Source organism: Flavobacterium fluviale (genome assembly GCF_003312915.1).
GTDB lineage: Bacteria > Bacteroidota > Bacteroidia > Flavobacteriales > Flavobacteriaceae > Flavobacterium > Flavobacterium fluviale.
Window position 1 is genome coordinate 61,521 of record NZ_CP030261.1, and the last position, 25,919, is coordinate 87,439.

At 33.1% G+C, this 25,919-nt stretch carries 28 protein-coding genes and 1 riboswitch; of the genes, 16 read left to right on the plus strand and 12 right to left on the minus strand.

What is annotated here, in order from left to right; genetic code table 11:
* Positions 1–99: 99 nt before the first annotated feature.
* On the minus strand, positions 100–1,404 hold the full coding sequence (locus tag HYN86_RS00320; protein WP_113676274.1) for an ABC1 kinase family protein: 1,305 nt from the start codon (positions 1,402–1,404) through the stop codon (positions 100–102).
* A complete protein-coding gene (locus HYN86_RS00325) occupies positions 1,404–2,063 on the minus strand; it encodes a TetR family transcriptional regulator C-terminal domain-containing protein (protein WP_113676275.1) in 660 nt (219 codons plus the stop codon). The genes HYN86_RS00320 and HYN86_RS00325 overlap by 1 nt, the downstream gene beginning before the upstream one ends.
* 98 nt (positions 2,064–2,161) lie before the next feature.
* On the opposite strand from HYN86_RS00325, the gene HYN86_RS00330 reads away from it, so the two are divergent.
* On the plus strand, positions 2,162–3,073 hold the full coding sequence (locus HYN86_RS00330; protein ID WP_113676276.1) for a TIGR01777 family oxidoreductase: 912 nt from the start codon (positions 2,162–2,164) through the stop codon (positions 3,071–3,073).
* 2 nt (positions 3,074–3,075) lie between these two features.
* Here the strand turns inward: HYN86_RS00330 and HYN86_RS00335 are convergent, their stop codons facing one another.
* The 4 genes from HYN86_RS00335 to rmuC form a co-directional block, all read right to left on the minus strand.
* The gene (locus HYN86_RS00335; RefSeq protein WP_113676277.1) at positions 3,076–3,645 is read right to left on the minus strand and encodes a YceI family protein; all 570 of its coding nucleotides are present in this window, start codon (positions 3,643–3,645) and stop codon (positions 3,076–3,078) included.
* A gap of 239 nt (positions 3,646–3,884) precedes the next feature.
* Positions 3,885–4,280: a VOC family protein gene (locus HYN86_RS00340; protein WP_113676278.1), complete on the minus strand. Its 396-nt coding sequence runs from the start codon at positions 4,278–4,280 to the stop codon at positions 3,885–3,887.
* Positions 4,281–4,319: 39 nt separating this feature from the next.
* Positions 4,320–4,868 carry an acyl-CoA thioesterase gene (locus HYN86_RS00345; protein WP_057117795.1) on the minus strand — a complete coding sequence of 183 codons (549 nt, stop codon included), beginning with the start codon at positions 4,866–4,868 and terminating at the stop codon, positions 4,320–4,322.
* Positions 4,869–5,012: 144 nt separating this feature from the next.
* Positions 5,013–6,386 carry a DNA recombination protein RmuC gene (gene rmuC, locus HYN86_RS00350; RefSeq protein WP_113676279.1) on the minus strand — a complete coding sequence of 458 codons (1,374 nt, stop codon included), beginning with the start codon at positions 6,384–6,386 and terminating at the stop codon, positions 5,013–5,015.
* 183 nt (positions 6,387–6,569) lie between these two features.
* Between rmuC and HYN86_RS00355 the strand changes: the two genes are divergently transcribed.
* The 5 genes from HYN86_RS00355 to HYN86_RS00375 are packed head-to-tail and all read left to right on the plus strand — an operon-like array spanning position 6,570 to position 10,639.
* Positions 6,570–7,436, plus strand: a complete 867-nt coding sequence (locus tag HYN86_RS00355) for a protease complex subunit PrcB family protein (RefSeq protein ID WP_113676280.1) — start codon at positions 6,570–6,572, stop codon at positions 7,434–7,436.
* Between the two features lie 7 nt (positions 7,437–7,443).
* Complete coding sequence (locus HYN86_RS00360; RefSeq protein WP_113676281.1) at positions 7,444–7,842, plus strand: hypothetical protein; 399 nt, start codon at positions 7,444–7,446, stop codon at positions 7,840–7,842.
* A 51-nt stretch (positions 7,843–7,893) separates the two neighbouring features.
* On the plus strand, positions 7,894–8,445 hold the full coding sequence (locus HYN86_RS00365; protein ID WP_113676282.1) for an RNA polymerase sigma factor: 552 nt from the start codon (positions 7,894–7,896) through the stop codon (positions 8,443–8,445).
* The gene (locus HYN86_RS00370) at positions 8,442–10,064 is read left to right on the plus strand and encodes a hypothetical protein (protein ID WP_113676283.1); all 1,623 of its coding nucleotides are present in this window, start codon (positions 8,442–8,444) and stop codon (positions 10,062–10,064) included. Before HYN86_RS00365 ends, HYN86_RS00370 begins: the two co-directional genes overlap by 4 nt.
* 44 nt (positions 10,065–10,108) lie before the next feature.
* Positions 10,109–10,639 carry a MepB family protein gene (locus tag HYN86_RS00375; RefSeq protein WP_113676284.1) on the plus strand — a complete coding sequence of 177 codons (531 nt, stop codon included), beginning with the start codon at positions 10,109–10,111 and terminating at the stop codon, positions 10,637–10,639.
* Positions 10,640–10,710: 71 nt separating this feature from the next.
* Here HYN86_RS00375 and HYN86_RS00380 read toward each other — a convergent pair whose 3' ends face one another.
* Both HYN86_RS00380 and HYN86_RS00385 read right to left on the minus strand, forming a co-directional pair.
* On the minus strand, positions 10,711–11,463 hold the full coding sequence (locus HYN86_RS00380) for an SDR family NAD(P)-dependent oxidoreductase (protein WP_113676285.1): 753 nt from the start codon (positions 11,461–11,463) through the stop codon (positions 10,711–10,713).
* 146 nt (positions 11,464–11,609) lie between these two features.
* A complete protein-coding gene (locus tag HYN86_RS00385; protein WP_057117786.1) occupies positions 11,610–11,984 on the minus strand; it encodes a hypothetical protein in 375 nt (124 codons plus the stop codon).
* Positions 11,985–12,211: 227 nt separating this feature from the next.
* Between HYN86_RS00385 and HYN86_RS00390 the strand changes: the two genes are divergently transcribed.
* Together HYN86_RS00390 and HYN86_RS00395 are read left to right on the plus strand one after the other, a co-directional pair.
* On the plus strand, positions 12,212–12,778 hold the full coding sequence (locus HYN86_RS00390; protein ID WP_113676286.1) for a pseudouridine synthase: 567 nt from the start codon (positions 12,212–12,214) through the stop codon (positions 12,776–12,778).
* 76 nt (positions 12,779–12,854) lie between these two features.
* Positions 12,855–13,310: a tRNA (cytidine(34)-2'-O)-methyltransferase gene (locus HYN86_RS00395; protein WP_113676287.1), complete on the plus strand. Its 456-nt coding sequence runs from the start codon at positions 12,855–12,857 to the stop codon at positions 13,308–13,310.
* Positions 13,311–13,364: 54 nt separating this feature from the next.
* Here HYN86_RS00395 and HYN86_RS00400 read toward each other — a convergent pair whose 3' ends face one another.
* From HYN86_RS00400 to HYN86_RS00410, 3 genes are all read right to left on the minus strand, one after another.
* Complete coding sequence (locus HYN86_RS00400; protein WP_162789233.1) at positions 13,365–14,141, minus strand: ABC transporter ATP-binding protein; 777 nt, start codon at positions 14,139–14,141, stop codon at positions 13,365–13,367.
* Between the two features lie 118 nt (positions 14,142–14,259).
* Positions 14,260–15,288: a FecCD family ABC transporter permease gene (locus HYN86_RS00405; RefSeq protein WP_113676289.1), complete on the minus strand. Its 1,029-nt coding sequence runs from the start codon at positions 15,286–15,288 to the stop codon at positions 14,260–14,262.
* 1 nt (position 15,289) lies between these two features.
* Complete coding sequence (locus HYN86_RS00410) at positions 15,290–16,432, minus strand: ABC transporter substrate-binding protein (protein ID WP_113676290.1); 1,143 nt, start codon at positions 16,430–16,432, stop codon at positions 15,290–15,292.
* Between the two features lie 108 nt (positions 16,433–16,540).
* Here HYN86_RS00410 and HYN86_RS00415 point away from each other — a divergent pair, with 108 nt between their 5' ends.
* From HYN86_RS00415 to HYN86_RS00450, 8 genes are all read left to right on the plus strand, one after another.
* Positions 16,541–16,888 (plus strand): DUF5522 domain-containing protein, encoded by a 348-nt coding sequence (locus HYN86_RS00415; protein WP_230406407.1) that lies wholly within the window; start codon positions 16,541–16,543, stop codon positions 16,886–16,888.
* Between the two features lie 30 nt (positions 16,889–16,918).
* Positions 16,919–17,296 (plus strand): four helix bundle protein, encoded by a 378-nt coding sequence (locus HYN86_RS00420; protein WP_113676292.1) that lies wholly within the window; start codon positions 16,919–16,921, stop codon positions 17,294–17,296.
* Between the two features lie 57 nt (positions 17,297–17,353).
* A complete protein-coding gene (cobU, locus tag HYN86_RS00425; RefSeq protein WP_113676293.1) occupies positions 17,354–17,878 on the plus strand; it encodes a bifunctional adenosylcobinamide kinase/adenosylcobinamide-phosphate guanylyltransferase in 525 nt (174 codons plus the stop codon).
* Between the two features lie 132 nt (positions 17,879–18,010).
* Positions 18,011–19,690 carry a nicotinate-nucleotide--dimethylbenzimidazole phosphoribosyltransferase gene (cobT, locus tag HYN86_RS00430; protein ID WP_113679810.1) on the plus strand — a complete coding sequence of 560 codons (1,680 nt, stop codon included), beginning with the start codon at positions 18,011–18,013 and terminating at the stop codon, positions 19,688–19,690.
* A 180-nt stretch (positions 19,691–19,870) separates the two neighbouring features.
* Positions 19,871–20,668 (plus strand): adenosylcobinamide-GDP ribazoletransferase, encoded by a 798-nt coding sequence (locus HYN86_RS00435; protein ID WP_113676294.1) that lies wholly within the window; start codon positions 19,871–19,873, stop codon positions 20,666–20,668.
* Positions 20,653–21,183 (plus strand): alpha-ribazole phosphatase, encoded by a 531-nt coding sequence (cobC, locus tag HYN86_RS00440; protein WP_113676295.1) that lies wholly within the window; start codon positions 20,653–20,655, stop codon positions 21,181–21,183. Before HYN86_RS00435 ends, cobC begins: the two co-directional genes overlap by 16 nt.
* A gap of 70 nt (positions 21,184–21,253) precedes the next feature.
* Positions 21,254–21,455, plus strand: a riboswitch (cobalamin riboswitch).
* Between the two features lie 27 nt (positions 21,456–21,482).
* Positions 21,483–23,336, plus strand: coding sequence for a TonB-dependent receptor plug domain-containing protein (locus HYN86_RS00445; protein ID WP_113679811.1), 1,854 nt, complete (start codon positions 21,483–21,485; stop codon positions 23,334–23,336).
* A gap of 3 nt (positions 23,337–23,339) precedes the next feature.
* Complete coding sequence (locus tag HYN86_RS00450) at positions 23,340–24,374, plus strand: YncE family protein (protein WP_113676296.1); 1,035 nt, start codon at positions 23,340–23,342, stop codon at positions 24,372–24,374.
* Between the two features lie 81 nt (positions 24,375–24,455).
* On the opposite strand, the gene HYN86_RS00455 is transcribed toward HYN86_RS00450, so the two are convergent.
* Positions 24,456–25,919, minus strand: coding sequence for a S41 family peptidase (locus tag HYN86_RS00455; RefSeq protein ID WP_113676297.1), 1,464 nt, complete (start codon positions 25,917–25,919; stop codon positions 24,456–24,458).

A 25,919-nucleotide genomic window follows, 5' to 3' on the forward strand; every position in this document is an offset into this window, starting at 1 on the left:
TGACAAACAAGACAAAAAAACCTTTGTCAAAGTTTAAAACTTTGATAAAGGTTTTTTTTAAATTGGAATTTGGAATTTAAAAATTTGGAATTTTCCAATCTAGTACTTCAAATAATTATCAACCACAATCTTCGCCTTCAAATCAAACATTAAATTATACAAACCAAAGAAAGTACGGTTCATATAAATAAAGTGCTTAGAACCGCGGTTTCCATTCATTTTTCTAAGATTTGTATCTTCAGAGAAACGTTTTCCTAATTCGGCGATTGCATTAAAAAAAGTTTCGTCGGCAAAATCGAAGGTTTCATTTTGAAAAGGCTTGGTAAAAAGCGATAACAAATCAAAAAACATATTTGAAAAATATTCGATCTCCTCTTTAGAATCATCGGATCTAAGAACTTCTAACTCAAATAATTTTTTATTAAAAATTTCCAAATCATTTAAAACTGCTTTATTAATCAATTCAAAATATGGTGAGTAAAACTCCTCGGGAATTTGTTTCATACAGCCAAAATCTAAAGCAATTAGCTGATTTTGATCATTTACTAAAAAATTACCTGGATGCGGATCTGCGTGAACTTTTCGTAAAACGTGAACTTGGTACATGTAAAAGTCCCAAAGCGCCTGCCCTATTTTGTCGCCAACTTCCTGATCTGTATTTTTAGCCGTAAATTCAGAAAGATGAATTCCTGTCATCCAATCCATTGTGATAATTTTCTCTGATGAAAACTCTGGATAGTAATTCGGAAAAATGATGTTTTCGATTTTATTACATGCATCAACAACTTCCTGACTTTGTTTCAATTCTAATAAATAATTGGTTTCTTCAATAAGTTTATCTTCAACTTCCTTGAAATATTTATCAGAGTCTTTTCCTTGCAGATTAAACATTCTAATTGCAATAGGTTTTACCAAAGCTAAATCTGATGAAATACTGTCGGCAACTCCAGGATATTGAATTTTAACTGCCAGTTTCTTTTCATTTTTCTTAGCCAAATGCACTTGGCCAATACTTGCCGCGTTTACAGAATTTGGATTGAATTCGTCGAAGATTTCATAAGGTGTTTTACCAAAATTATTCTTGAACGTTTTTAAAACCAAAGGTGCAGAAAGCGGCGGTACTGAAAATTGAGACAATGAGAATTTCTCCACATAAGCCTGAGGCAGAAAATTCTTGTCCATACTTAACATTTGCGCGACTTTAAGCGCGCTTCCTTTTAAGCTTTTAAGGCCGTCGTAAATATCTTCGGCGTTATTTTCGTTTAGTTTATCTCGGGTTAAATCTGGGTTGACTATTTTTTCAGCATAATGCTTTACATAGTTTACCCCAATTTTGGCTCCAGTTTGAACCAGCTTTCCAGCTCTTTCTATTTTTGAAGTTGGAATATAATCGATTGTTTTCATTATCTGCTGTGTATTTTTTCTTTAAATAGAAATTTTCCAAAATCTATTAAATGATTCATTGGGGCAACATTCATTAATTCAAATGATGCATTAACTGATTTTTCGATAAAAATGTCTGTTTTTTCAAAAGCAGCAGATTCATCTTCCATCCAAAATTTAATCGTCAGCATTAATTGCAGCCAAGCCGATTCCTGAATAGCTTTTTCTTGAAATTTTTGAAATTTTTCTTGTTCTAATCTATAATCATCCGTTAGAATTTCCGAAACATAATTTTTAAAATTTTCTCTAAGAGCAGTCAGCTGTACTAAATTTTTAAGCGGATTTCTATCAATTTTAAGCGTCTGTAAAACGTAACTTCGATTTGCGGTTAAAATTTCGAAAAATGTAAAGTAGAAACTCAGCATTTTGTTCTTCATATCATACTGCTGATACTCTTCATTTTTATGAAGCAGATTAACCGTATTTTCAAAAAACATCCTGAAAATTTCTTTTTCTAAACCTTCTAATGTTCCAAAAAAGGAATAAAACTCAGCTTCGGTAAAATCATTTTCTTTCGCAAAATGATAAACGGATTTTGGTTTTTGACCTTTTTCCAAAACCTCATCCATATATTTTGAAACGATATCATCTTTGGTTATTCTCTGTTTATTAGTCTCCATTTTATTAAAATTTAGAATTTGCCATAAAGGTAAACATTGTTTAAGTACCTTTACTAATCCTTAAACAATATACACTGTTAAATATATTATAAACTATTATGGCTCAAAATGTTCTCTTAACCGGCGGAAGCGGATTCATTGGAAAACACTTAACAGATATGCTTCTGGAAGCTGGATATTCCGTGTCAATTTTGAGTCGGTCTGAAAGAGAAAGCTCCGAAGCAATTACCTATTATAAATGGGATTTAAATAAAAATTATATTGACGAAAATGCTGTTCTTAATGCAGATTATATTATTCATCTTGCTGGCGAAGGAATTGTTGAAAAACGATGGACAGCAAAAAGAAAAAAAGATATTCTAGATAGCCGTATCAAACCAATTGATCTCATTTTTTCGGTCTTAGAAAAAAACAATAAAAAACTGAATGCTTTTGTTTCTGCTTCGGCAGTTGGAATTTACGGCGCTGTGACCAGTCATAAAATATGTACTGAAAATACGCCGCCGGCAAATGACTTTTTAGGCACTACGTGTCAAAAATGGGAAAGCGCTGTGGACAAAATTGGTTCATTGGGAATTAGAACTGTAAAAATACGAACTGGAATAGTTTTAGGAAAAGACGAAGGTTTTCTAAAAAAAATGATTCCGACTTTTAAATCTGGATTTGGTGCAGTTCTTGGATCTGGAAAACAATATCTCCCATGGATTCATATTGATGATTTATGCAGGATTTATTTAAAAAGCATCGAAGATGAAAAGCTGGAAGGTCCATATAATGCCTGTATAACAGATAACACGACAAACTCAAGATTTTCTAAAACGCTTGCCAATTTGTTTGGTTATTCTATTTGGCTTCCTAAAGTTCCGCCTTTTTTACTTAAACTTTTCTTGGGCGAAATGAGCCAAGCGGTACTAACTGGGCAGCGCGTTTCTTCGGAAAAAATTCAGCAGACTGGTTTTGAATTTCGGTTTACAGATTTAGAAAAGACACTCATAAATTGTATCAAATAATATTATTTCAAAGTTGCATACATGATTTCGTCACTGCGAACAACACCGGTCAATCCTGTATTGGCAGTTTTAGCAATTTTAGAAGCAACCGAACTCGGAATTTGAATATTGAAATCTGAAACAGATATTGGAAAATCTGAAATTACCTGAATCCCGTCTGCAACTTTTTTAATCATAGCATTTACCACAATTTCTTTATATTTTCCTCTTAAATACAGTTTTCCTTTTATTTGGTATTGCTTTTCGATGTCGGTAATATCTTTTAAATCAAATTTCTCAATTTTGCCTTTAAATACAGCTTTAGGATAACGTCGGCTTTCCATATAATTTTCGTTAAAATGATCTTGCATCATATCCAGCTTAAAACGAAAATCTTTGATCATTACAGTACAAATAAAAGTACTTGTTTTAGGTTCCAGCAAAATTGCAACTTGTCTATTAACTGCTTTTATTTCCTCGAAAAAAGGAACAGAGGCTTCAAAATTTACCGTACCTGTACTGGTAAAAAATTTGTCTTGAGCGAGAACAGAAAAGGCAGTAAAAAATAAAAATAATAAGGTAGTTGTTTTCATAATCGTCTACGTTTAAACAATTATGTCATTCAATAATTGCGGTTAATAGAAAGTGAAAAAAAATCTGATTAACTAGAAAAATCGAACGGCAGTTATTCAGTGAAAAAAAAATTTCGTAACCAAATGATCACATTTAAAGTTACGAAATTTCGATAAGCAAAGTTCTAGAACTAATGCTAAATATTTGTGAATGTTTTTAAAAGTAAAATGTCCTCATGGGATGCAAAATGTCCTGAAAACTACATTTTTACTTCCGTACAGATTTCAATCAAAAATCCATTTAAGTCTCTTACATACGCCACAACTTGCCCCCAAGGTTTCTCTACAGGTTCTGCAACCATTAAAGCTCCAAAAGAAGTTGCTTTTTGTAAAACTTCTGGAACATTTTCGACAATAAAACCTATTTCTATTGCAAAAGGCTTATCTTCTAAACTGCTTTCTATAAAACCTTCTTTTAGATTTTGCGATGCCAGCTTTTTTGACGCAAACGAAAGTGTTGTTTCGCCAGTAATTAATTCGCCGTAATCGTTATCAGTACTTATAAATTTCCTTGAGAATCCAAATGCATTTTCATAAAATGCCAATGCCTCTTCGACATCTTCAACGTACAAAATTGTATATCCAAACTTTATCATGTTTTCTTTATTTAATGTATTATATAAATATAAGAAAAATTAGCTGATTTCTAGAAGGACATTGTATTTTTCTAAACTGGCTAAATCTTCGATAGAGTTTATATTGGTAAGTTTTTCATGCTCTTCGACTTCTCTTCTAACTTCGATATGTTTAATCGCTTTTCTAAAACGGCGGACTTCTTGCAGATTTGACAAAATTAACCCGGGAACCTGAACACTTTTTCCTTCTTTATCTTTGGCAACCATTGTAAAATAAGAGGAGTTACAATGTTTTACAACTCCTGTCTGAATATTTTCTGCTTCTACACGAATCCCAACAATCATCGAACTTCTTCCCACATAATTTACAGAAGCTTTCATGGTTACTAATTCTCCAACTTCAATCGGTTTTAGAAAGTTTACCGTATCGACAGAAGCCGTTACGCAATAATTACCGCTGAATTTTGATGCCGAAGCAAAAGCAATTTGATCTAATAATTGTAAAATATATCCTCCGTGAATTTTACCGCTGAAATTGGTATGCGATGGCAGCATTAATTCTGATATGCTGATTTTGGAGGAAGAAACTGGTTTAAAATCTGTAGTCATGTTTTTGTTTTTTGGAAATTGTGTTATTATCTTTTTAAACACATAGAGTCGTAGTTTTTTTTATAGTTAGAAAAGGCGTTTCGTTTTTTTAGCCTTTCTGATACAAAAACAAAGCTTATATCTCTATTTGTTTAATTATTTCTCTTAATTCAACAATTCATTTTCATCTGAATTTAATGCTCTTGCAATTATATTCTCCGGAAGGGATTTCTTGGCTTTTGCTCCCATTTTTTTTAATCTTTCTACGCTTGTAATCAAGTTTCCTTTTCCATCGACTAATTTGTTCATTGCGCTTTCGTATTCTGTTTTGGTGTCTTTTATTTTATTTCCAATTCGGACTAAATCAGAAACAAAACCTTCAAATTTATCGTATAATGCGCCGGCTTGTCTCGCAATCTCAAAAGCATTTTCCTGCTGTTTTTGATTGCTCCACATGCTGTCTATTGTTCTTAAAGTAGCGAGCAGTGTACTTGGCGTAACAATTACAATATTTCGATCGAATGCTTTGGTATATAAAGCCGGATCTTCGTTTAAAGCAATCGCAAAAGCGGGTTCCATCGGAATAAATAACAGCACAAAGTCTGGACTTTCTATTTGATATAAATCGTGATAATTTTTACTGCCAAGCTGTTCGACGTGTCTTCTAATAGAATTGACATGCTCTTTTAGATACTCTATTTTTAAAAGCTCCGATTCTTCGTTAATCCATTTTTCATAAGCCGCCAGTGAAACTTTAGAATCGACAATCATTTTTTTACCGTCAGGAAGATTGATTACAACATCTGGAAAAACACGATTTCCTTCACTGTTCGTAAAACTCTGCTGTACTTCATATTCTCGTCCTTTTTCTAATCCCGATTTTTCTAAAACGCGTTCTAAAACCAATTCGCCCCAATTTCCCTGCATTTTACTGTCGCCTTTTAGTGCTTTGGTCAGATTTAAAGTTTCTTTACTCATTTGAGCATTCATTTCACTTAAACCTAAAATTTGCTGGCGGAGTGCGGCGTGGTAATCGATACTTTCTTTATGGGTCTGGTCTACTTTTTGCTCAAAAACATGAATTTTATCCTGAAGCGGCAAAAGAATATTTTTCATGTTCTCGCTGTTCTGTTCGGTAAATTTAGCCGATTTTTCTTCGAGGATTTTATTGGCTAAGTTTTCAAATTCTTTGGTGAATTTTTCCTGAAGTTCGTTGATCTCATTTTTTTGTTCTTTATGACGTTCCCATAAATTTTCGAAATCGACTTCTTTTTTAGAAAGCTGAATGGCCAGACTGTCTTTCTCTGTACGAATGTTTTCTTTCTCAAAATTGAGCAGCTGTATTTGCTTTTGAAAATAATTTTTTTCGTTGTCAAATTGCTCTTTCTGCATTTGCATCTGACTGTTTAGAGCATTCAATCTCTCTTCAGCAATTGCTTTTTCAGACTGAAATTTTGATCCAGAAAGCATTTTACCTAAGTATATTCCAACAAAAAGCGCTACAACAAAACCCAATAAAAATGGTAGATAATCAGACATAACTAAGTTTATTTTACGTAAAAGTACGCAATAATACGTAGTACTTAGTTTTTAAAATAGAAATTTCACGAATTCATTATCAATTCAAACTAAACCAACATTTTAATTTAAAAAAAATAAATGTTCAACGCAACCTTTTTTTAAAAGTGTTATCTACAAAATATAAACCTATTAAAATAAATTATGAAAAAATTAATGTTGAGCTTATTTATAGCTTTTGGAATTACTGCATGCTCCCTTAACGATGACACCAAATACGTTGAGTGCGGGGTTAATGCACTTGTAGAATTTACTGGATTTCCTTTTTTATGTAATTACAGTATAAAAACTCCACAAACCTCTCCGGCTGTTGCAGTAGTAGCATCTCAGGAAAAAATGAATGATTTATTTACTAAGCATGAAAATAGCTGCCCAGTTGCCAGCGACCCTAATATAGACTTTACAAAACAATTTTTAGTTGGAATTTTTGCTGGTGTTAAACCTACCAGCGGTTATGCAATTAAAATTACTTCGATCGTAGAAAATAATTGCGAGATCATTGTTAACTATTACGAAAAAACTCCTGCAGCCGGCGAAAACGTATCACAAACCCCAACTTACCCATCGGATTTTGTCTTAATTCCAAGAACAACAAAAGGTTTCATTTTTATCAAAACAAATGAAAGCAGCGATAATATGGTAATTGGATCGTTCAGCAATGACTGTACTGGTGCAGATTGTCAAAAATTCTTCCAAATTAACGATTTCAATATTTTAAAATTCTTAAACGTTGCTGCTGGACAGTACGACTTTGGTCAATATAAATATACTCCAACTATAAAAAGAGGAGATTATACTTTATTTTTAAAAAGTGTACCTGCTGAGATTTTAGCTTTAAAAGGACAAACTAAAACTTATGGTACGCCAAATGCGGCAGGTGTTTACTTTGAATTACGTCAAGGAATAAATGTTACTAAAGTTTATATTGACAACAATGATACTGAGGATCAAAGTGCAGAAATAAAAACATTCAAAAAAGCGATTCAAGAAAAAATTACAAGCTTAAAATAATTTAATCATGAGAAAACTCTTTTTATCTTTTACTGCTTTATTTCTTTTAACTAGTTTTTATTCATTAGATACAACTAAAGTAAATAACAGTACAATTTTAAACACTTGGATTTGGGAAAAATCTGTATGCGGCGGTAAAAACCCTTATGTGGCGACACCAAAAACTATTGGTTTTACCAAGAAAATAATTTTTACTCCAGATGGAAGAGTGATCACTTATAAAAACAATGTTGAAATTAGAATCAGCCCTTATAAGATAGAAAAAGGCATAGGATATATTGATCAGTCAGAACATGATCTAATTACGTTTGAAGGCAAAACTTACGTAATAGAAAACCTTGACAATCAAAACTTAACAATTGTAAGCAATAACCAAGACGCAGCTCGTACTATTTTTAAAAGATAGTTTTATAAGCTTTTTAGAACTATTTTTGCAAAACCAAATAATACCACTTTTTTGAAAGACGAGTTAGAAAAATATATTAAACTGTGCATGAAAAATGACAGAGAGGGACAACTGAAAATTTATCAGTTGTTCTCTCCTGTTTTGTATGGTATCTGTTTGAAATATATGAAAAACGAAGATGATGCAAAAGATGTCTTTCAAGAAGCCTTTGTGATTGTCTTTCAGAAAATAAACCAGTACAAATTTGAAGGAAGTTTTGAAGGATGGCTCAAACGGATTTTCATTAATAAGCTCATCGAAACTTTAAATAAAAAGAAAAAGGAGAGTTTCTTTTTAGATGTTTTTGATCCTGATACTGATTTTATCGAAGAGGAAGAACTAGAAGCAATTCCCATCGAACAGGAAAAACTTCTAGAATATATTCGGGATTTACCAGATCAATATCGAACGGTTTTTAACTTATATGTTTTTGAAAAAATGAAACACAAAGAAATAGCCGAATTATTAAAGATCTCCGAAGGAACATCAAAATCAAATTTAAATCGCGCCAAACATATTTTACAGAAGCGAATTTTGAGTATAAAAAATTTTAAGACAGCATGAAGAAGCATAAAATAGAAGATATTTTTTCATCAATGGAAGACTTTTCGAGTGTTCCGCCTCCTGAATTGTGGGGGCAAATTGAAGAAAAATTAGACAAACCTAAAAAGAAGAAACGCGTTATTCTTTGGTGGTCGGCTGCTGCATGCTTATTATTAGGGCTGCTTCTTCCCTCAATTTTACATTTTAGTTCTTCTCCACAAAATAAAAACTTTGACAATGGTAATGGAGGTTTCGAGAACAATCGTGTAGTTCTTGAAGAAAAGACAAATAATCCTGATAAAAACAAAACAATTCAACAGGAAGAAAATCATACAAAAACTAATGATTCTGTAATTGGTGCTGCTGCAAAAAATCAATTCAATCAACCAGAGGAAACATCTGTAGCTCATACAAATTCAAAAAACAAAAACAATAAAAAGTATTCTGAATCTAATTTACAGTTCCAAAGCAATGCTCCGAATCAATCTTTTGCAGTTCAAGATTTTAGTTCTATAAGAGATAAATCAAACGGAAGACCTTCAAAAAAATCTATTTTAGAAAATGGAAAACAAACTGGAGTTAAAGGAATTGCTGAAGAACGAATTGCTTTTGGAAAAGAAAGCAAATTTAATGCAACAGCTAAAAAACAGCTTTCGAATTCTATTTTTGATACCAAACTAAATAATACTACCAGCAGCGAAAATTTCGCTGTAAACAAAAATGAAAATTTCGCTGTAAACAGTAATACCTCAAAACAAAATGGCATTAATAGTAATAACGGAAAAATAATAACTGATAAAAGTACTACTGGAAAGGAAAACCTAAAATTCAACAATGTTTTGAGCAAAAAAGATTCTGTACAACTTGCGGAACTTCAAAACTTAGAAAAAGGCATTTTATCTCCAGAAACCAAAAAAGAAGAAAAAGACAAAAAAAACAATTTAATTGATAAAAAAGAAAAATGGGCTGTTGCTGTTTTTGCGGGAGTTGCAAGCTCTGAGAACACAAGAAATGAGAAAACTTTAGGAAATGTAAACGATTCTAAACAATCCAATTCTTATGGAGTTAAAACGAAATACAGTATTAATAAAAAATGGGCTGTTGGATCTGGTTTAAAAATAAATGAGCTCGGACAAAGTGTGGCAAACGTTTCTTATGTAAGCGCTAAAAATAATGCTTTATTTGCTCCAAGTCAGTCTTCCTCTGATAGTCCTGCTGCAATGGTGGGCAGTAATCCAGACTATCTTTTTATATCAAACAGTACTAAAGAAGCTTTAAAAAGCGATAATATCCAAACAGGAAAATTGGATCAGAATTTAAGGTATATAGAAATGCCGCTTGAGGTCTCGTATGCTGTTTTCAATAGAAATAAGGCAAGTATCAATTTGAATACGGGTGGTTTTGTTGGTAAATTGATCTCTAACAATGTAGCTTTAGACGGAAATTCTATTGGTCAAAATGTAAGTGCAAACGATTATGTTTATGGTTCTACTTTGAGCAGTACAATTCAATACCGTGTTTACAAAAAGACAAATGTATTTGTAGAACCGGCTATGAACTACTATATCAATCCTTTAAACAATCAATCTTTTAATCAGTTTCAGTGGGGATTAAATTTTGGATTAAATGTTTCTTTCTAAAATTTATTTGTAGTAATTTTCGGAAAAATCAATTCTTATTTTTTATGAAAATCACTTCCTCACCAATACATTCAAAATCAATTGCAAATGATTTATTTTCTGCAAAAGAAAAAGTTTTTGACAAAGCAGATCTGACATTGACAAAGCTTGAAAAAGAAGATGAAAGCGAAGAATACAGCGCTTACCGTTTTCTTTTAAATGATAAAAACATATGTTACAGAGAAGCAAAAATAACACCGACAAAAACAGGTCAGTTTGTTACTTTATGGAAACGCAATAAATCTGGAACAATTGAACCTTTTGATTATTCAGATTCTATAGATTTTGTGATAGTAAGTGTCCGTAAAGAACAAAATTGGGGAATGTTTATTTTTCCGAAAAATATATTATTAGAAAAGGGCGTTTTTTCAACCCAAAACAAAGAAGGCATTAGAGCAACACGAGTTTACCCGCCTTGGGATGAAACTACAAGTAAACAAGCCCAAAAAACACAAAAATGGCAGCTAACTTATTTTTTTACGCTTACTAATTCAATTACAATTGATTTCGATCAATTGAGAAAATCATTTCAATAGATTTTCAATAAGAAAGGCTTCCAGATTTTTGGAAGCCTTTTTTTGTTATCATAAAGTGAATTTATAAAGGACTATACTGCGGTATAACCTCCATCGGCAATAAAATAACTTCCCGTTGTAAATGATGATTTGTCAGAATTCAAGAAAACTACCAATTCGGCAATTTCCTCTGCAGTTCCTAAGCGGTTCATTGCAGATTTTGCTGCGACAGCGTCCATCATATCTTTATTCAAATTATCTTTCAAAAGTGCTGTTTCAATATAACCAGGTCCAACAGCATTACAACGAATATTTTTCTGTGCATACTCGACGGCAATGTTTTTTGTCAAACCAACAACTCCATGTTTAGAAGCTGTATAGGCTGGACTAAGCGGAGCTGCAACCTGCCCATGTATTGAGGCAATGTTTACAATACTTCCACCGCCATTTTTCTCCATTTGTTCCAATTGATAACGGCAGGCATAAAAAACACCGTTTAGATTTAATGCGATAACTTTATCCCAAGCTTCTGGCTCATATTCTCCAGTTGGCTTTGCAGGTCCGCCCATTCCAGCATTATTACAGGCAATGTCAAGGCGTCCGTATTTTGAAACTGTCACCTCAACCATATGCTTATTATCGCTGGCGCTTGACGAGTCTCCTTTTACAAAAAAAGCTTCTCCGCCATTTTCCTTTATAATTTTAACGGTTTCTTCACCGTGATCTACATTAATATCAGATACTACTACCTTTGCTCCCTCGCGAGCGTATGCTTCTGCAACTGCGCGTCCAATTCCTGAACCGCCGCCAGATACAAATGCAACTTTATTTTCTAAAAGTGACATAATCTTAAGATTTAAATTTGTAGTTCTAATTTACGAAGATCTCCGACGATACTCAAGGTTTCGTAATAGTTTACAATAACATTAACTCTTACCGCTAATCTTATGTTATTTGATATTTAAATGATCTGAATCTAAAAAATTTTGTATTATTCATCCTCATCTAATTTCATATTCCCGCGGTCTTTCCGACTTTCAGGATCAGAATTTGGATATCGGTTGGCTGTGATATCAGAATTTCGGTCTTTATTCTCAACTGTCTTTTTTGCTTCTTCTTCAGATGTTACGCCGCGATTTGAATTTGGATTGTCAGACGATACTTTTGGCTTTTTTTGTTGAATATCTTCGTTCTCATTTCGAGCTCGGTCAACTATTTTTTTATCGCCGTCTGCATCGGTTACGATTTCTTTTTTCAGTTTGGCATCTTTTAAATCTTTATCGTGCGAAACGTTTTTTCCTTTAGATTCGTCAATGTCTTTCTGCGTTCCGTTTATTTTTTTTGTTCCTAAATTATCTGTTCCCATAATCGTTATATTTTTTGGTTTCTATTATAATATTACGAATTCTAAGTCGGAAAATTAAATGGTTTAACATTGCTTTTGGTTTCTAAGGCAAGTTCTTTATAATTTATTATCTTAATTTACAACATTTTAAGATTATACTGTTTTTATTCAATTTTGCAGATTAGTATTATAATGCTTAACTGCCGCTCTAATTTTAAGAAAGAAACTATCTTTGCAAAAAATTAAAAATGCACAGACACTTCATTCTTTTTAAACCTTACGGTTACTTAAGCCAATTTATTTATGAATTAAAAAGAAAGAAGAAGCTTTTGGGAGAATTGCATAATTTTCCTGAAGGAACAATGGCAATTGGAAGATTAGATGAAGACTCTGAAGGCTTGCTTTTACTCACTACCGACGGAAAAGTAAGTGAACAAATTAGAAGCAAAAAAGTTGACAAAGAATATTACGTTCAAGTTGACGGCATAATTACTCAAGAAGCAATTGAAGAACTGCAAAAAGGTGTCGAAATTGGTTTTGAAGGCGGTAAATACAAAACAAAACCTTGTTCTGCTTTTATCGTAAATGAAATTCCTGATTTTGGACCAAGAGCCAAAAAAATCAGAGATGAGCGCCATGGCCCTACTTCTTGGGCTTCAATCACCGTAAACGAAGGAAAATTTCGTCAGGTTAGAAAAATGACTGCTGCAGTTGGTTTTCCCACTCTTCGTCTGGTTCGCGTTAGAATAGGAAACGTATATTTGCAAAACCTAAAAGCTGGAGAAGTTCTTGAGGTTGATCAATTTGACAATTAGATAATGTGGCAATTTGATAATTAGATAATTTTAGAAAAACTCATAATTTATAACTCATAATTCATAACTCAAAAAGATGTTAAACGTTGTTCTTGTAGAACCTGAGATACCAAATAATACTGGAAACATAGGAAGATTATGTGTTGGTACAGAAAGTCGTCTTCATTTAATTCACCCTTTCGGATTTGTAATTAACGACAAAAATCTAAAACGTTCTGGATTGGATTACTGGGTTCATCTTGATGTTACAGAATATCAAAACGTAGAAGAATGGATTGCACAGATTCCAGATCATTCTCGTGTATTTTTAATGAGTTCTCATTCTAATAAGTCATATCTAGAGAATGAATTTCAAGATGGCGACTGGTTAGTTTTCGGAAAAGAAAGCGTTGGATTGAGTAAGCAGTTTATGGAGAGATTTGAAAATCATTTAACGATTCCGATGTCTCCGCTTATTCGCAGTTTTAATATTGCGAATTCTGTTGCTTTTGTGGTTGGTGAAGCTAAGAGACAAATTGGATTGAAGAAATAGTACCTATGGCATCTCATGCAAGGTCTTGAAAAACCTTGCAGGAAGACGTACTTTTTATGTTACAATAAATTTCCCTTTTTCGGCATCGAAAACAATATGTTCGTCTTTGAATAAATTGCTGAAACTTCCATTTGAAATTAAATTACAAGGCTGATCCTGAGTAATATTTTCTGGCGTCATGATAATCATTTCATCGCTTAATTGAATTGCCAAATCAATATCGTGTGTAGAAAACAAAATACATTTTTGAGTTTCCTGAGTCAGTTTCTTTAATAATTTGAATAAAGAAACTTTGTGCAGTAAATCCAAATGAGTTGTAGGTTCATCCAAAATAATTAATGGTGTATCCTGTGCCAAAGCCCTGGCGATTAAAACCTTCTGCAATTGACCATCGCTGATTTCGAAATGCTTCTTTGAGGCTAAATGTTCAATTTGTGTTAGTTTCATAGCTTCTTGAACTTTCAGAATATCTTCATTTGATAAAGTATCAACCCAATTCGTATAAGGCTGACGGCCAAGCGCAACCAATTCAAAAACAGAAAGATTACTTGGAGGTAATTTCTCCGTTAAAACCAAGCTCAAATTTTGCGCTAATTCTAAAGGTTTATAGTCGGAAATATTTTTTTCGTTTAAATAGACATTTCCAGATAAAGGCTGCTGAATTCCTGTAATTGTTCTCAGTAAGGTTGATTTTCCAATTCCGTTGGCTCCTATTAAAGTGATGAGTTTGCCAGATGCTAAATTTAGATTTAGATTTTCAGCAATAAGCGTAAGACCTTTCTTGGATTTATATCCAATATTTAAATCTGATGTCTTTAATATACTTATCATTTTTTTTAAGATTCTAAGTTACTGAGGTTCTAAGGTTCTAAGTTTTTTGGTCGCAGATTAAGAGATTAAAATGATTAAAAAAATCTGTGCCAATCTGTTTAATCTGTGGCTAAAAAAATTATTGAAAATTCCTTTTTCTTACCAAAAGCCATATTACAACTGGAGCACCAATTATAGATGTTATTGCATTTATTGGAAGAGTGACATTGAAGCCTGGCATCTGCGAAACAATATCACAAAACAACATTATAATCGAACCAAAAAACAAAGTACTCCAAAATAGAATTGTATGATTACTAGTTTGAAAAGTCAGTTTTGCAATATGAGGAACCGCTAAGCCAACAAACGCAATTGGGCCGGCAAAAGCAGTTATACTTCCTGCCAAAATGCTGGTGGCGAATATAATAATCAGTCTTGCTCGTTTAAAATTCAATCCCATGCTTTTAGCATAGTTTTCACCTAAAAGTAATGCGTTTAACGGTTTGATGCTATTGGCGCTTAATAGCAATCCAATTGCGACACAAAAGGTTAAAATTCCAATTGTTGACCACGAAAGATTCCCAAGACTTCCCATTGACCAGAAAGTAAATTTCTGTAATTGTTCTGCTGTGCTGAAATACGTTAAAACACTGACAATAGCCGTTGTAAAACTTCCAAACATTAAACCTACAATTAAAATCGCCATGGTATCTCGTAATCTTTGTGAAACTACCAAAACTAAAAGCAAAACTAATGTACTTCCTAAAGTAGATGCCAAAACAATTCCGTATGAGGACAAGGCAATTACACTTAAAAAAGACGGCAGAAATCCTGCGCCAAGAATTACAAAGGCAACGCCTAAACTCGCGCCAGAGCTTAATCCTAAAACATAAGGTCCAGCAAGCGGATTTCGAAATAAAGTCTGCATTAAGAGTCCGCTTATTGAAAGTCCGCTTCCAACTAAAACTGCTGTAATCGCTTTTGGCAGACGATAATTGATAATAATATATTCCCAAGTTGATTTTTCTACATGACCGCCGGTTAAACTTGCAAAAACATCTTTTACAGGAATAAGGACAGATCCTAAACTAATGCTTGCAAAAAACATCAGTAAAAGACCCAAAGCCAAAATGACAAATAAAATGGTATTTCGTTTTTTATTCGCCAATTTAATTCAGTTTTGATGCAAAAGTAAATTCGTAGCTAGCCAATAAATCTGGATGGAAAATTTTGATATAATCTTTTAAAACTAAATCTGGACGGCTTGGTGCCAATTCGTAATAAACGGTACCCCCTGTTGCTCCCAATTTTCCTTCAAAATTATAAACGCTTTTATTTTTAAAAGCGTCGAATTCTCCGTAGTGCGGATTTGCTTTTTGCAGTTCATCTAAACTTTTAAATGAGCCAGAAGCAATCCAAATGTTGGCAGTTTTGGCTTTGTCTAAAACTTTTTCAAAAGATAAACCTTCACTTCCAGTTCCTTTTAAATCTGCCCACAAATAATTGGATTTAGCATCGCTCATAAATTGCGCAACCCAGCTGTTTCCTTTGGCAACATACCAAACATCTTCATACATCGAACCGTACAAAACTTTTGACGTAGCTGGTTTATCTGCTACTAATTTTTTAGCCTGATTGTAACTTTGAACGATTTTATCAAAAAGCTCTTTTGCCTGCTCTTCTTTACCAAATAAAGCACCGTAAAGTTTGATCCATTCAGCTTTTCCAAGTGGAGACTGCTCCATCCAATCGCCTTGAATCAAAACTTTTAAACCACTTTTTTTCAGATTATCCAGCATCGGATTATTATTGTCAACTCCAAAAGTCACAATCAAATCTGGAGATAATTCTATTAACTGCTCAATGTTCAGTTTTTCATTTTGTCCAACGTTTTTTACAGAACCTTTGTCAATTAAAGCTCTTGTTTTTTCTGAAGAAATATAATCGGTATGTGGAAATCCTACTAATTTATTTTCCACTTCAAGCATTTCTAAAAAGGGAATATTAGTTGTTGAAGTCACAACGACAGAAGATAACGGAACCTGAACTGTAGTATAAGTTTGAAGGCTGTCTGGAACCTTTGCATCTTTTTCTTTTAAAATATATTTGAAATCTTTATTAGCATTTGGCCATGGATTTGAGACAGTTACAACCGAATAGTCCTCATATTTCACTATAGAAAGTCCTGTCGCATATTCAATACTGTTGGTTGCATTTTCCGCTTTTACTATTGCTGCATTCTCATTCTTCTTACATCCGATAAGAATAAAAAAAGAAGCTGTAAAAATCATTTTAAGTAATAAATGTCTCATGTTTTATGTTTTGGATGAAACAAAGGTAAAGTATTTTATATTTTTTTTGTTTACCTTTATTCTTACAAATTCAAACAATTGTATCTTTACAACATGAATACCACAAAAATGAAAATTTGCTCAAGCTGTGAATCTGAATTCAGCTGTGGAGATATATCTATAGAAAATAAATGCTGGTGTAATGATTATCCGCCAATCTTCAATCTCTCTGAAGGCGGAGACTGTCTTTGTCCAGTCTGCTTCAAAGAAGCCTGCGAAGACAAAATAGAGGCTTACGTTGAAACTATTACTCCTCACAATGCTCTAAAAAATAAAGCCATATCTTTACCCAAAACAGAAAAATTAATCGAGGGCATTGATTACTACACCGAAGATGGCAATATGGTTTTCAAAACTTGGTTTCACTTAAAACGAGGAACTTGCTGCGGAAATGACTGCAGACATTGCCCGTATTAATTGTTAATTATAAATTGTTTGTTGTTAATTATGAAAAACAACATTGTAAAAAATAAAAGTTTTGATTTTGCAATCAGAATTGTCAAACTGTATCAATATCTCAGCAGTGAGAAAAAAGAATTTATACTTTCCAAACAACTTCTTAGATCAGGAACAAGTATTGGCGCAATGATCCGAGAAGCAGAACATGCTGAAAGTAAAAGTGATTTTATTCATAAATTTGCTGTTGCGCAAAAAGAGGCTAATGAGGTTATTTATTGGCTGGAATTGTTAAAAGCAACTGATTATTTAAATCAAAAAGAATTTGAAAACATCAACAATGATGCTGTTTCAATTTTAAAATTAATAACCAGCATCATTAAAACATCAAAAAGCCAATTAAGTAAAAGTAGACTTCTTCCCAATTAACCAGTAACAATTAACCATTAATAATTAATAATTAATAATTAACAATCAACCATTATAATGATTTACCTAATTACCGGCGGCGAGCGTTCTGGAAAAAGCAGTTATGCTCAGAAAATTGCTTTGAAACTTTCTAATTCTCCCATATATGTAGCAACTGCTCGAAAATGGGACGATGATTTTCAAAATCGCATAGACCGCCATCAGCAGGAAAGAGACGAACGCTGGAATAATATTGAAAAAGAAAAATTTTTAAGTGAAATTGATTTTTCTGGTAAAACAGCTTTAATTGACTGCGTAACGCTTTGGCTGACTAACTTTTTTGTCGACCATAAAAATAATGTCGATTTGAGCTTAGAAGAAGCTAAAAAAGAATTCCTCTCAATTGCAAGTCAAAAAGATACAAATCTAATTATTGTGACCAACGAAATCGGGATGGGTGTTCACGCTAGTACAGAAATCGGAAGGAAATTTACCGAATTACAAGGCTGGATGAATCAATTTCTGGCTTCAAATGCAGATGAGGTAGTTTTAATGGTTTCGGGAATTCCGGTTAAGATAAAAGGGGAAAATTCCAAAATTTAAATTCCAAATTCCAAAACTTAGAAAGATAATTCAAAATTTTAAAATCAAAATTACAAAGCTATGCTTTATCTTTACTAGAATGTTATCCATTTTCGAATTTGGAATTTGGAATTTAAAAAATTGGAATTTAAAATGAGCAATCTAGAAGACATATTAAAATCACGCCGCGACACCCGACATTTTACAACTGATGAAGTTCCTGATGAAGTAATTCAAAAAGCTTTACAAGCTGGACATTGGGCGCCGTCTGTTGGTTTAACTGATGCTACGAGATATTACATTATTAAATCGGATGAAGTAAAGACTTCAATTAAAAAGCTATTTTTAGATTACAACAAAAAAGCCGAGGAACTTACCGATAATCCAGAGCAGAAAGAACTTTACCGATCGCTCAAATTAGAAGCAATTGAAGAAGCGCCAATCGGACTTATTATTGGTTATGATCGTTCGGTTTTAAACCAATTTACTATTGGGACTATTGGCAGTAATGAAGCTGTGAAATTTAGTTCGGTTTGTGCGGCTCAGAATATCTGGCTTTCGCTGACTGAACAAGGTTACGGAATGGGCTGGGTTTCGATTCTGAATTATTATCAGTTTAAAAAAATCCTTGATTTACCTGAAAATATAGAACCGCTTGGTTATTTCTGTATCGGAAAGCCAGCAACAAATTATAATAATCAGCCAATGCTGCAGCAATTGCATTGGAAACAAAAATCAGAAGCTCCGATCTGCGCTGAAATCACAGAAATTCATCAAATAAACATTTCTGATTTTGAAGTAAATTCTAAAAATGAAATCGAAACTAAACCCGATTTCAACAAACTGCTGCAGGAAAAAATAGATTCAAAAACCAAACCGGTTGGTTCTTTAGGAACTTTAGAAACCTTGGCTTTTCAAATAGCAAGTGTTTTTGAAACATTAAATCCTAAAATTGCAAAACCCAATATTGTCGTTTTTGCTGCAGATCACGGAATCGCTAATCATGGCGTAAGCGATTATCCGCAAGATGTTACACGACAAATGGTAACAAATTTTCTCGAAGGCGGTGCCGCAATTAATGTTTTCTGCAAACAAAATAATATTAAATTATCGATTGTCGATGCTGGTGTAAATTATGATTTTCCAACAAATGCAGATTTGATTGATGCCAAAATTGCAAAAGGAACTCAGTCTTTTTTACACGTTCCTGCGATGAGCGAAACCGAAGTTCAATTGTGTTTTGATAAAGGAAAAGATATTGTTCAAAGAATTGCAAAAACAGGTTCGAACTGTATTGGATTTGGTGAAATGGGAATTGGAAATACTTCTACGGCTTCTGTTTTAATGAGCCTCTTAACTGATTATCCTATTGAGGAATGTGTTGGAAGAGGAACTGGAGTTGAAAATGAAAAATTAATTCTAAAACAAAATATTCTAAAAAAAGCACTCGAAAATTATTCCGGTCAAGCCGATTTAATTTCACAGCTTTCCTATTTTGGCGGTTTTGAAATCATACAAATGGCTGGCGGAATGCTGGCTGCCTTTGAAAATAAAATGCTGATTTTGGTTGATGGTTTTATCTGCACGACCGCTTTTTTAATCGCTTCTAGAATCAACCCGAACATAAAGCAAAATGCTGTTTTCTGTCATTGTTCTGCAGAAAAAGCACATTTCAAACTTCTAGAATATTTAGATGTCAAGCCCATTTTAAATCTTGATTTACGCTTGGGCGAAGGAACGGGCTGTGCAATTGCTTTTCCTATTTTAAAATCGGCTGAGGCATTTTTGAATGAAATGGCTAGTTTTGAAAGCGCTGGAATAACTAGGAAATAGTAATTATTCTAATTACTAAAAATAATTATGTTTCATTATGATTTATTCTCATTTTTGTCTTTTCGACGAAGGAGAAATCTCCGTTAGAAGCTCCACAAAGTTGAGCCTCTTTTAGAGCGGAATTACTTGCGGAGATTTCTCCTTCGTCGAAATGACATACTAAATGAAATCCAAATATAAATGAAAAAAGAACTACATATTTTCTTCACCTGTTTAATGTTCTACACTCGAATTCCATGTCCAAAAAACATAACTCATCATCCTGATTATTTAAATAAAGCGACACGATATTTCCCTTTTATTGGCTGGATTGTTGGAAGTATCTCCTTCCTAGCTTATTCTCTCTTTGCTCAATTTCTTTATACAGAAACGGCTGTGATTTGTTCGATCGTGATTTCCGTTTTAACAACTGGAGCTTTCCATGAAGACGGATTTGCAGATGTATGCGACGGATTTGGCGGCGGCTGGACCAAAGAAAAAATCCTGCTGATTATGAAAGATAGTGCCATTGGCGCTTACGGAGCAATTGGACTGGTTTTGCTTTTTTTATTAAAATTCAGATTGCTTTCAGAATCTATTTTGTTATTTCAAGTTTATGATTCAATGGCCGTTTTTAAAATTTTTCTCTTATTTATCTCTGCTCATTCTATAAGTCGTTTAGCAGCGATCAGTATCATTTTTACACATGAATATGCTCGCGAAGATGCTTCAAGCAAAAGTAAACCCATTGCGAAACAATATACTTGGAAAGAAGTTTTTGGCTCATTCTTTTTTGGTTTAATTCCTTTTATTGTACTTTCTTATTTTGATTACAAATTAATTTTAGCCGTAATTCCTGTATTTATTACCAGATACTTTTTGACTCGTTATTTCCAAAAATGGATTGGCGGTTACACAGGTGATTGTTTGGGCGCAACCCAGCAAGTCTGCGAAGTTGTATTTTATCTAAGTATTTTATTTTTATGGAAATTTATTTAGTCCGTCATACCGAAACCATCTGCGAAAAAGGAATCTGTTACGGGCAATCTGATGTGGAGATTGCCGAGCCTTTTGATGAAATATTTAGTCAAATTATCTCAGAATTACCTTCAAAAGCAGTGATTTTTTCCAGTCCTTTAAAGCGTTGTTCAATTCTCGCTAGACATATTCAAGAGAAGATAAATACAATTTCGTATCAGGAAGATGAGCGACTAAAGGAAATGAATTTTGGAGATTGGGAATTAAAAAGCTGGGATGAAATTCCGCCCGAACAACTCAATCCGTGGATGGAAGATTTTGTAAATATCAAAGTTTCAAATGGTGAGTCGTTTACAGAGTTACACCTAAGAGTTGCTGATTTTTTAAATGATATTGAAGCGCTCGAAAACCCTGTAATTATTGTTTCTCACGCAGGAGTTATTAGAAGTATTTTATGCCACCAGACCAAAACACCTTTGAAAAAGGCTTTTGAAAACAAAGTAAATTTCGGACAAGTTATTAAAATAAAACTCTAATTTTCGATATAGTTTTACATTTTGCTCCGAAAAGCTAAACAAATTTTGAATATTCAATATTTTTAACTTTATCTTTGCAGCAAATTAAGGTTGTGTTTTTATAAACACATTAAAAGGGAATCAAGTAAATTCTTGAGCTGTACCCGCAACTGTAAGCTGAGTTCTTAAACGAATGCTTGTTGTTAACTACAAAGCCACTGTTACGCCTTGCGTGATGGGAAGGTAAACAACAAGACGCAAGCCAGGAGACCTGCCTTTGTAACTATTATCGAGCTCTCGGGAAAAAGAGTGTAGAAATTATGACTAAAAAATTAGGTTTTGCTTTTTGTCTATTGTTGTTGTGCCAGATTGTTTTGGCGCAGAGCGATTCTATTACCAGTTTAAAGGAAGTTTTTGTTTCAGACAAAAACTTAAAGAAATACTCGGCTTCACAATCTGTTTTAAAACTCAATGATTCCATTATCAATAAAAATGAATCACTTTTAACCGATTTATTAAATTTCAATTCTACCTTATATTTTAAGGAATACGGCCGTGGAATGCTTTCGACTGTTTCTTTTAGAGGAACGACTTCTTCTCAGACAGCAGTAATTTGGAATGGAATAAACATTAATTCTCAAATGAACGGAAGCACCGATTTTAATACAATTTCGGGTTCCGATTATAATTCTATTAGTGTTAAAGCCGGCGGCGGAAGTGTAATTTACGGAAGCGGTGCCATTGGAGGTACGGTACACTTAAATAATGATTTAGCATTTTTAAATCGTTTTGAAAATAACTTAAGATTAGATTACGGCAGTTTTAATACCATTGGGATCAATTATAAAACTTCTATTTCCAATAAAAAATGGAGCACTCAGATTGGTTTTTGTAAAAACAGCTCCACAAACGATTATAAGTATTTGAATCGCTACACTTGGAGAGGCGAACAGCGCTGGAACCAAAACGGACAGTATGACATTATTACTTTGAATGCAAATGTTGGTTACAAAGTAAACGAAAACCATATTGTAAAGCTGTATAGTCAGACTTCAAATACAGACAGAAATACATCTTTAATTGTAGAAACAGAAACCAAAAGCAAGTACGTAAATGGTTTCAACAGAAACCTGCTTGAATACGATGGAAATTTTGGAAAGTTGAAAACCAATTTCAAGACAGCTTATATTTTCGAAAACTATCAATATTTTGCCGACAACAGCTCTAAAAATTTTACGTACGGAAAAACCGAAAACTTGATTACAAAGTTAGATTTGGATTATAGTTTGTCTAAATCAACGCAAATCAATGGAATTGTAGATTATAGCAGAACAAATGGATATGGAAGTAGTTTTGGAAGTCACGTGCGCGAAATTAGTTCGGCTTCTTTATTGCTAAAACAAGATATTGGCAGTAATTGGAAAAATGAAATTGGTGTTAGAAAAGAATTTACGAATAACTACAAATCGCCGCTTTTATTCAATTTTGGTTCTACCTATAAATTTAACGATTGGTACAATTTAAAACTCAACATTTCCAGAAATTTCAGAATCCCAACATATAACGATTTGTATTGGGAAACTGGGGGAAATCCAAACTTGAAACCAGAAAGCTCTTATCAAGGAGAAATTGGAAATGTATTTACGTTTAAAAATTTCACTTGGACGCAGAATTTTTATTACATGAAAATAAAAGACATGCTGCAATGGGTGCCTGGAACTGGCGGCATATGGACACCGCAAAACCAAGATAAAGTCAACAGTTATGGAACTGAAACTTTAGTAAGCTGGAGAAAGAATTATGGTAAAAACAATTTTGCAATAAACGCAACTTATGCTTATACCGTATCTCAGGATGAAGAAACCAAAAACCAGCTCTTTTTTGTTCCTTTTAATAAAGCAACTGGAGCAGTTTCCTATTCCAGAAATAGAATCAGCACTTACTACCAAATTCTTTATAACGGTTTTGTTTATACAACCGCTAATAATAGTAAGGATGAAATTATAAACGATTATTTAATTTCAAATATCGGAATCGATTATGATCTTAAATTTTTAGATTCTTTTAAAATAGGTTTTCAGGTTTTAAATCTTTTAAATAAAGACTACGAAAGCCTAGAAAACAGACCAATGCCAGGTCGCAATTTCAATGTGTATTTAACCTTAAAATTTTAATATATGAAGTTCAGTAAATTACTTTTAATAGCGTTAAGCATTTCTTTATTCGTTTCTTGTTCCAGCGATGATGACGACACTCCAAAAGGTGCTTATGACAATGGTTTTTTTATTTTGAATGAAGGAAGTTCAGATGTAGGAAGTATTTCATTCTCTAGCAATGATTTTAGTATTTTTACAAAAGACATTTATAAAGCAGAAAACGGAAATGATTTGGTTGGCGGATATTTACAGAATATCTTTTTTGACGGAGATAAAGCTTATATCATTGCAGGTGGTTCTAATGTAATCAATGTTGTAAATAGATACACTTTTAAATTGATTGCAAAAATTGATTCAGGTCTTGCAACTCCAAGATATGGTGTGGTGAAAGATGGAAAAGCTTATGTTACCAACGCAAATACTTATTCGTACATCAATCCTGCAACAGGAGATACTGATGATTTTGTTGCTGTCATTAACTTAGCTACTAATAAAGTAGAATCAAAAATTGAATTAAACGCAACTGCAAACAGATTAGTTCTAGAAGATGGCAAATTATACATCACTGAACCAAACAGCAGCAGTAAACTTTTAATTGTAAATATTGCTACAAAAGCAGTTGAAACTGTAGAAATTGGATACAGTGCAGATTGTATTGAAGAAGAAAATGGTAATTTATATATTCTTAGAGCACCTTTTTCTGGTAATGGGGAATTAGTAAAAGTAAAATTATCAGACAAATCGGTTTCTAAAATTGGATTCCCTGACAGTTTAGCTGGAGTTGGTCTTATGGATATTGAAGACAATAAAATTTACTATACAGCAGGAACTTCTGTTTATGTTATGGGCATTAACGCTACAGCACCTTCAACTACAGCAATTATTACAATCCCTGAAAGTTATATATATGGATTTGCAGTAGAAAACAATCGTATTTACGTTGCAGATGGAAAATTCGATAAAGACAGTAGAGCGTTCATTTACGACTTAGCTGGAAATTTACAAAAAGAACTAGCAACCGGAGCGGGATCAAACGGTTTTTACTTTAACGATTAAACTATTTAGAATTAGTTTTTGTTTTTTTAACGAAAAAAGGCTTTCATTTCTGAAAGCCTTTTTTATTATTTTGAATTGTAATTAAAATAGTTTTGGTCCAGTTTTAAGATACATTCCATGTTTCAATCCATTTATAATTTTAGAATCTGTTAAGTATGGACGCTCTGGCTCTGAATCATTGAAAATTCTTTTAGCAGCTGTTCCTGTAATTTTTGAGATCGCAAGATTAAGGTATGGTTCTGATGTTTCTCCTAAAACTCCAAAAGTACTAACCTGCTCATATTGCTGATATGTTGGCTGTAAACCTTGAGTGTAATCTCCAAAATTTGCCGAATTGGTGATTCTTAAAACCAAAGGCTGCATAGCATATTTATGATTCGGGTTGATTCCTTTTTTCGTAGTTAAAGTTTCTGAATCATAAACTGTAAACGATCCCACATTTTTTCCTGTAGTAGTTTCTCCAATCTGAACTACATTAATATAAGGTTTCAAACCGTTAATAATTAATTCGCTGGCAGAGGCTGTACTTTCTGTTGTAATGATGTAAACTGTATTTAAATTTAAACTGTTTAATGCTTTTCCATCAATATTATTAACAAATCTTTCATTTAGACTTTCTAAGTCATCACTGGTTAAGCCTTTCATTTGCTTTGCATTAAATTCCATTTTAGAAAAAATCTGACCTTCGAACTGTCCAGTTATCATACTTGCAAGTCTAGTTGAAGATGTAATAGATCCACCTCCATTGTATCTAAGGTCTAAAATTAAATCTGTTGCTCCTTGTGCTTTCAATTCGCCAAAAGCTTGGTTAAGCTTATCATCGTATGCAGCATAAAAACCGTTATACATTAAATAACCAATTTTATGACTGCCCGAATTAATCACTTTATTGATCAAAATAGGATTTTCTTCTAAAACTGTTTTCGTTAAAGCAACCGATTTTCCATTCAAAACAAAAGTACTACCGTTATATTCCGCTAGATTTAGCGTATAGCTGTCTTGACTTAATAATAATTGCTGGTAATTCGAAACCGTCAATTTAGTACCGTTTACGCTTGTAAACAAGTCACCGCGTTTAATGGCTTTTGTAGAAGCATCAGAATTTGGTATAATATAACGAACAAAACCAACAACATCATTTGAACCAGAAGAAATAAGGCTCAGTCTAAAATCGACACCATTATTTTTTGTAATACCGCCTAATTCTTGTTCCAAGACAGTATAGTCATCAACAATCCAGCTGAAGCGGTCAACGGCCCCTCCATTAGGATATTTACTTTCGGGTTTATTCAATAAATCTTCAAACAAGTCTTCCGGCTTAGTATATCCTCGTAAAAAATTATTGAAATCATTTTCGTTAGCAAAACGGTTATCGGCTAAATTAGGAACATCAGCCTGCCATAAATAAACTTCATTCAATCCTTTCCAGATAAAAGTATTGATTTGTAAATCTGATGGCGCTGCAACATCATCATTATCTTCGCAAGAATGCAAAGAAAAAGCAAGTAAAAATAATAAAAGGATACTCTTTAAAGTTGTTTTCAT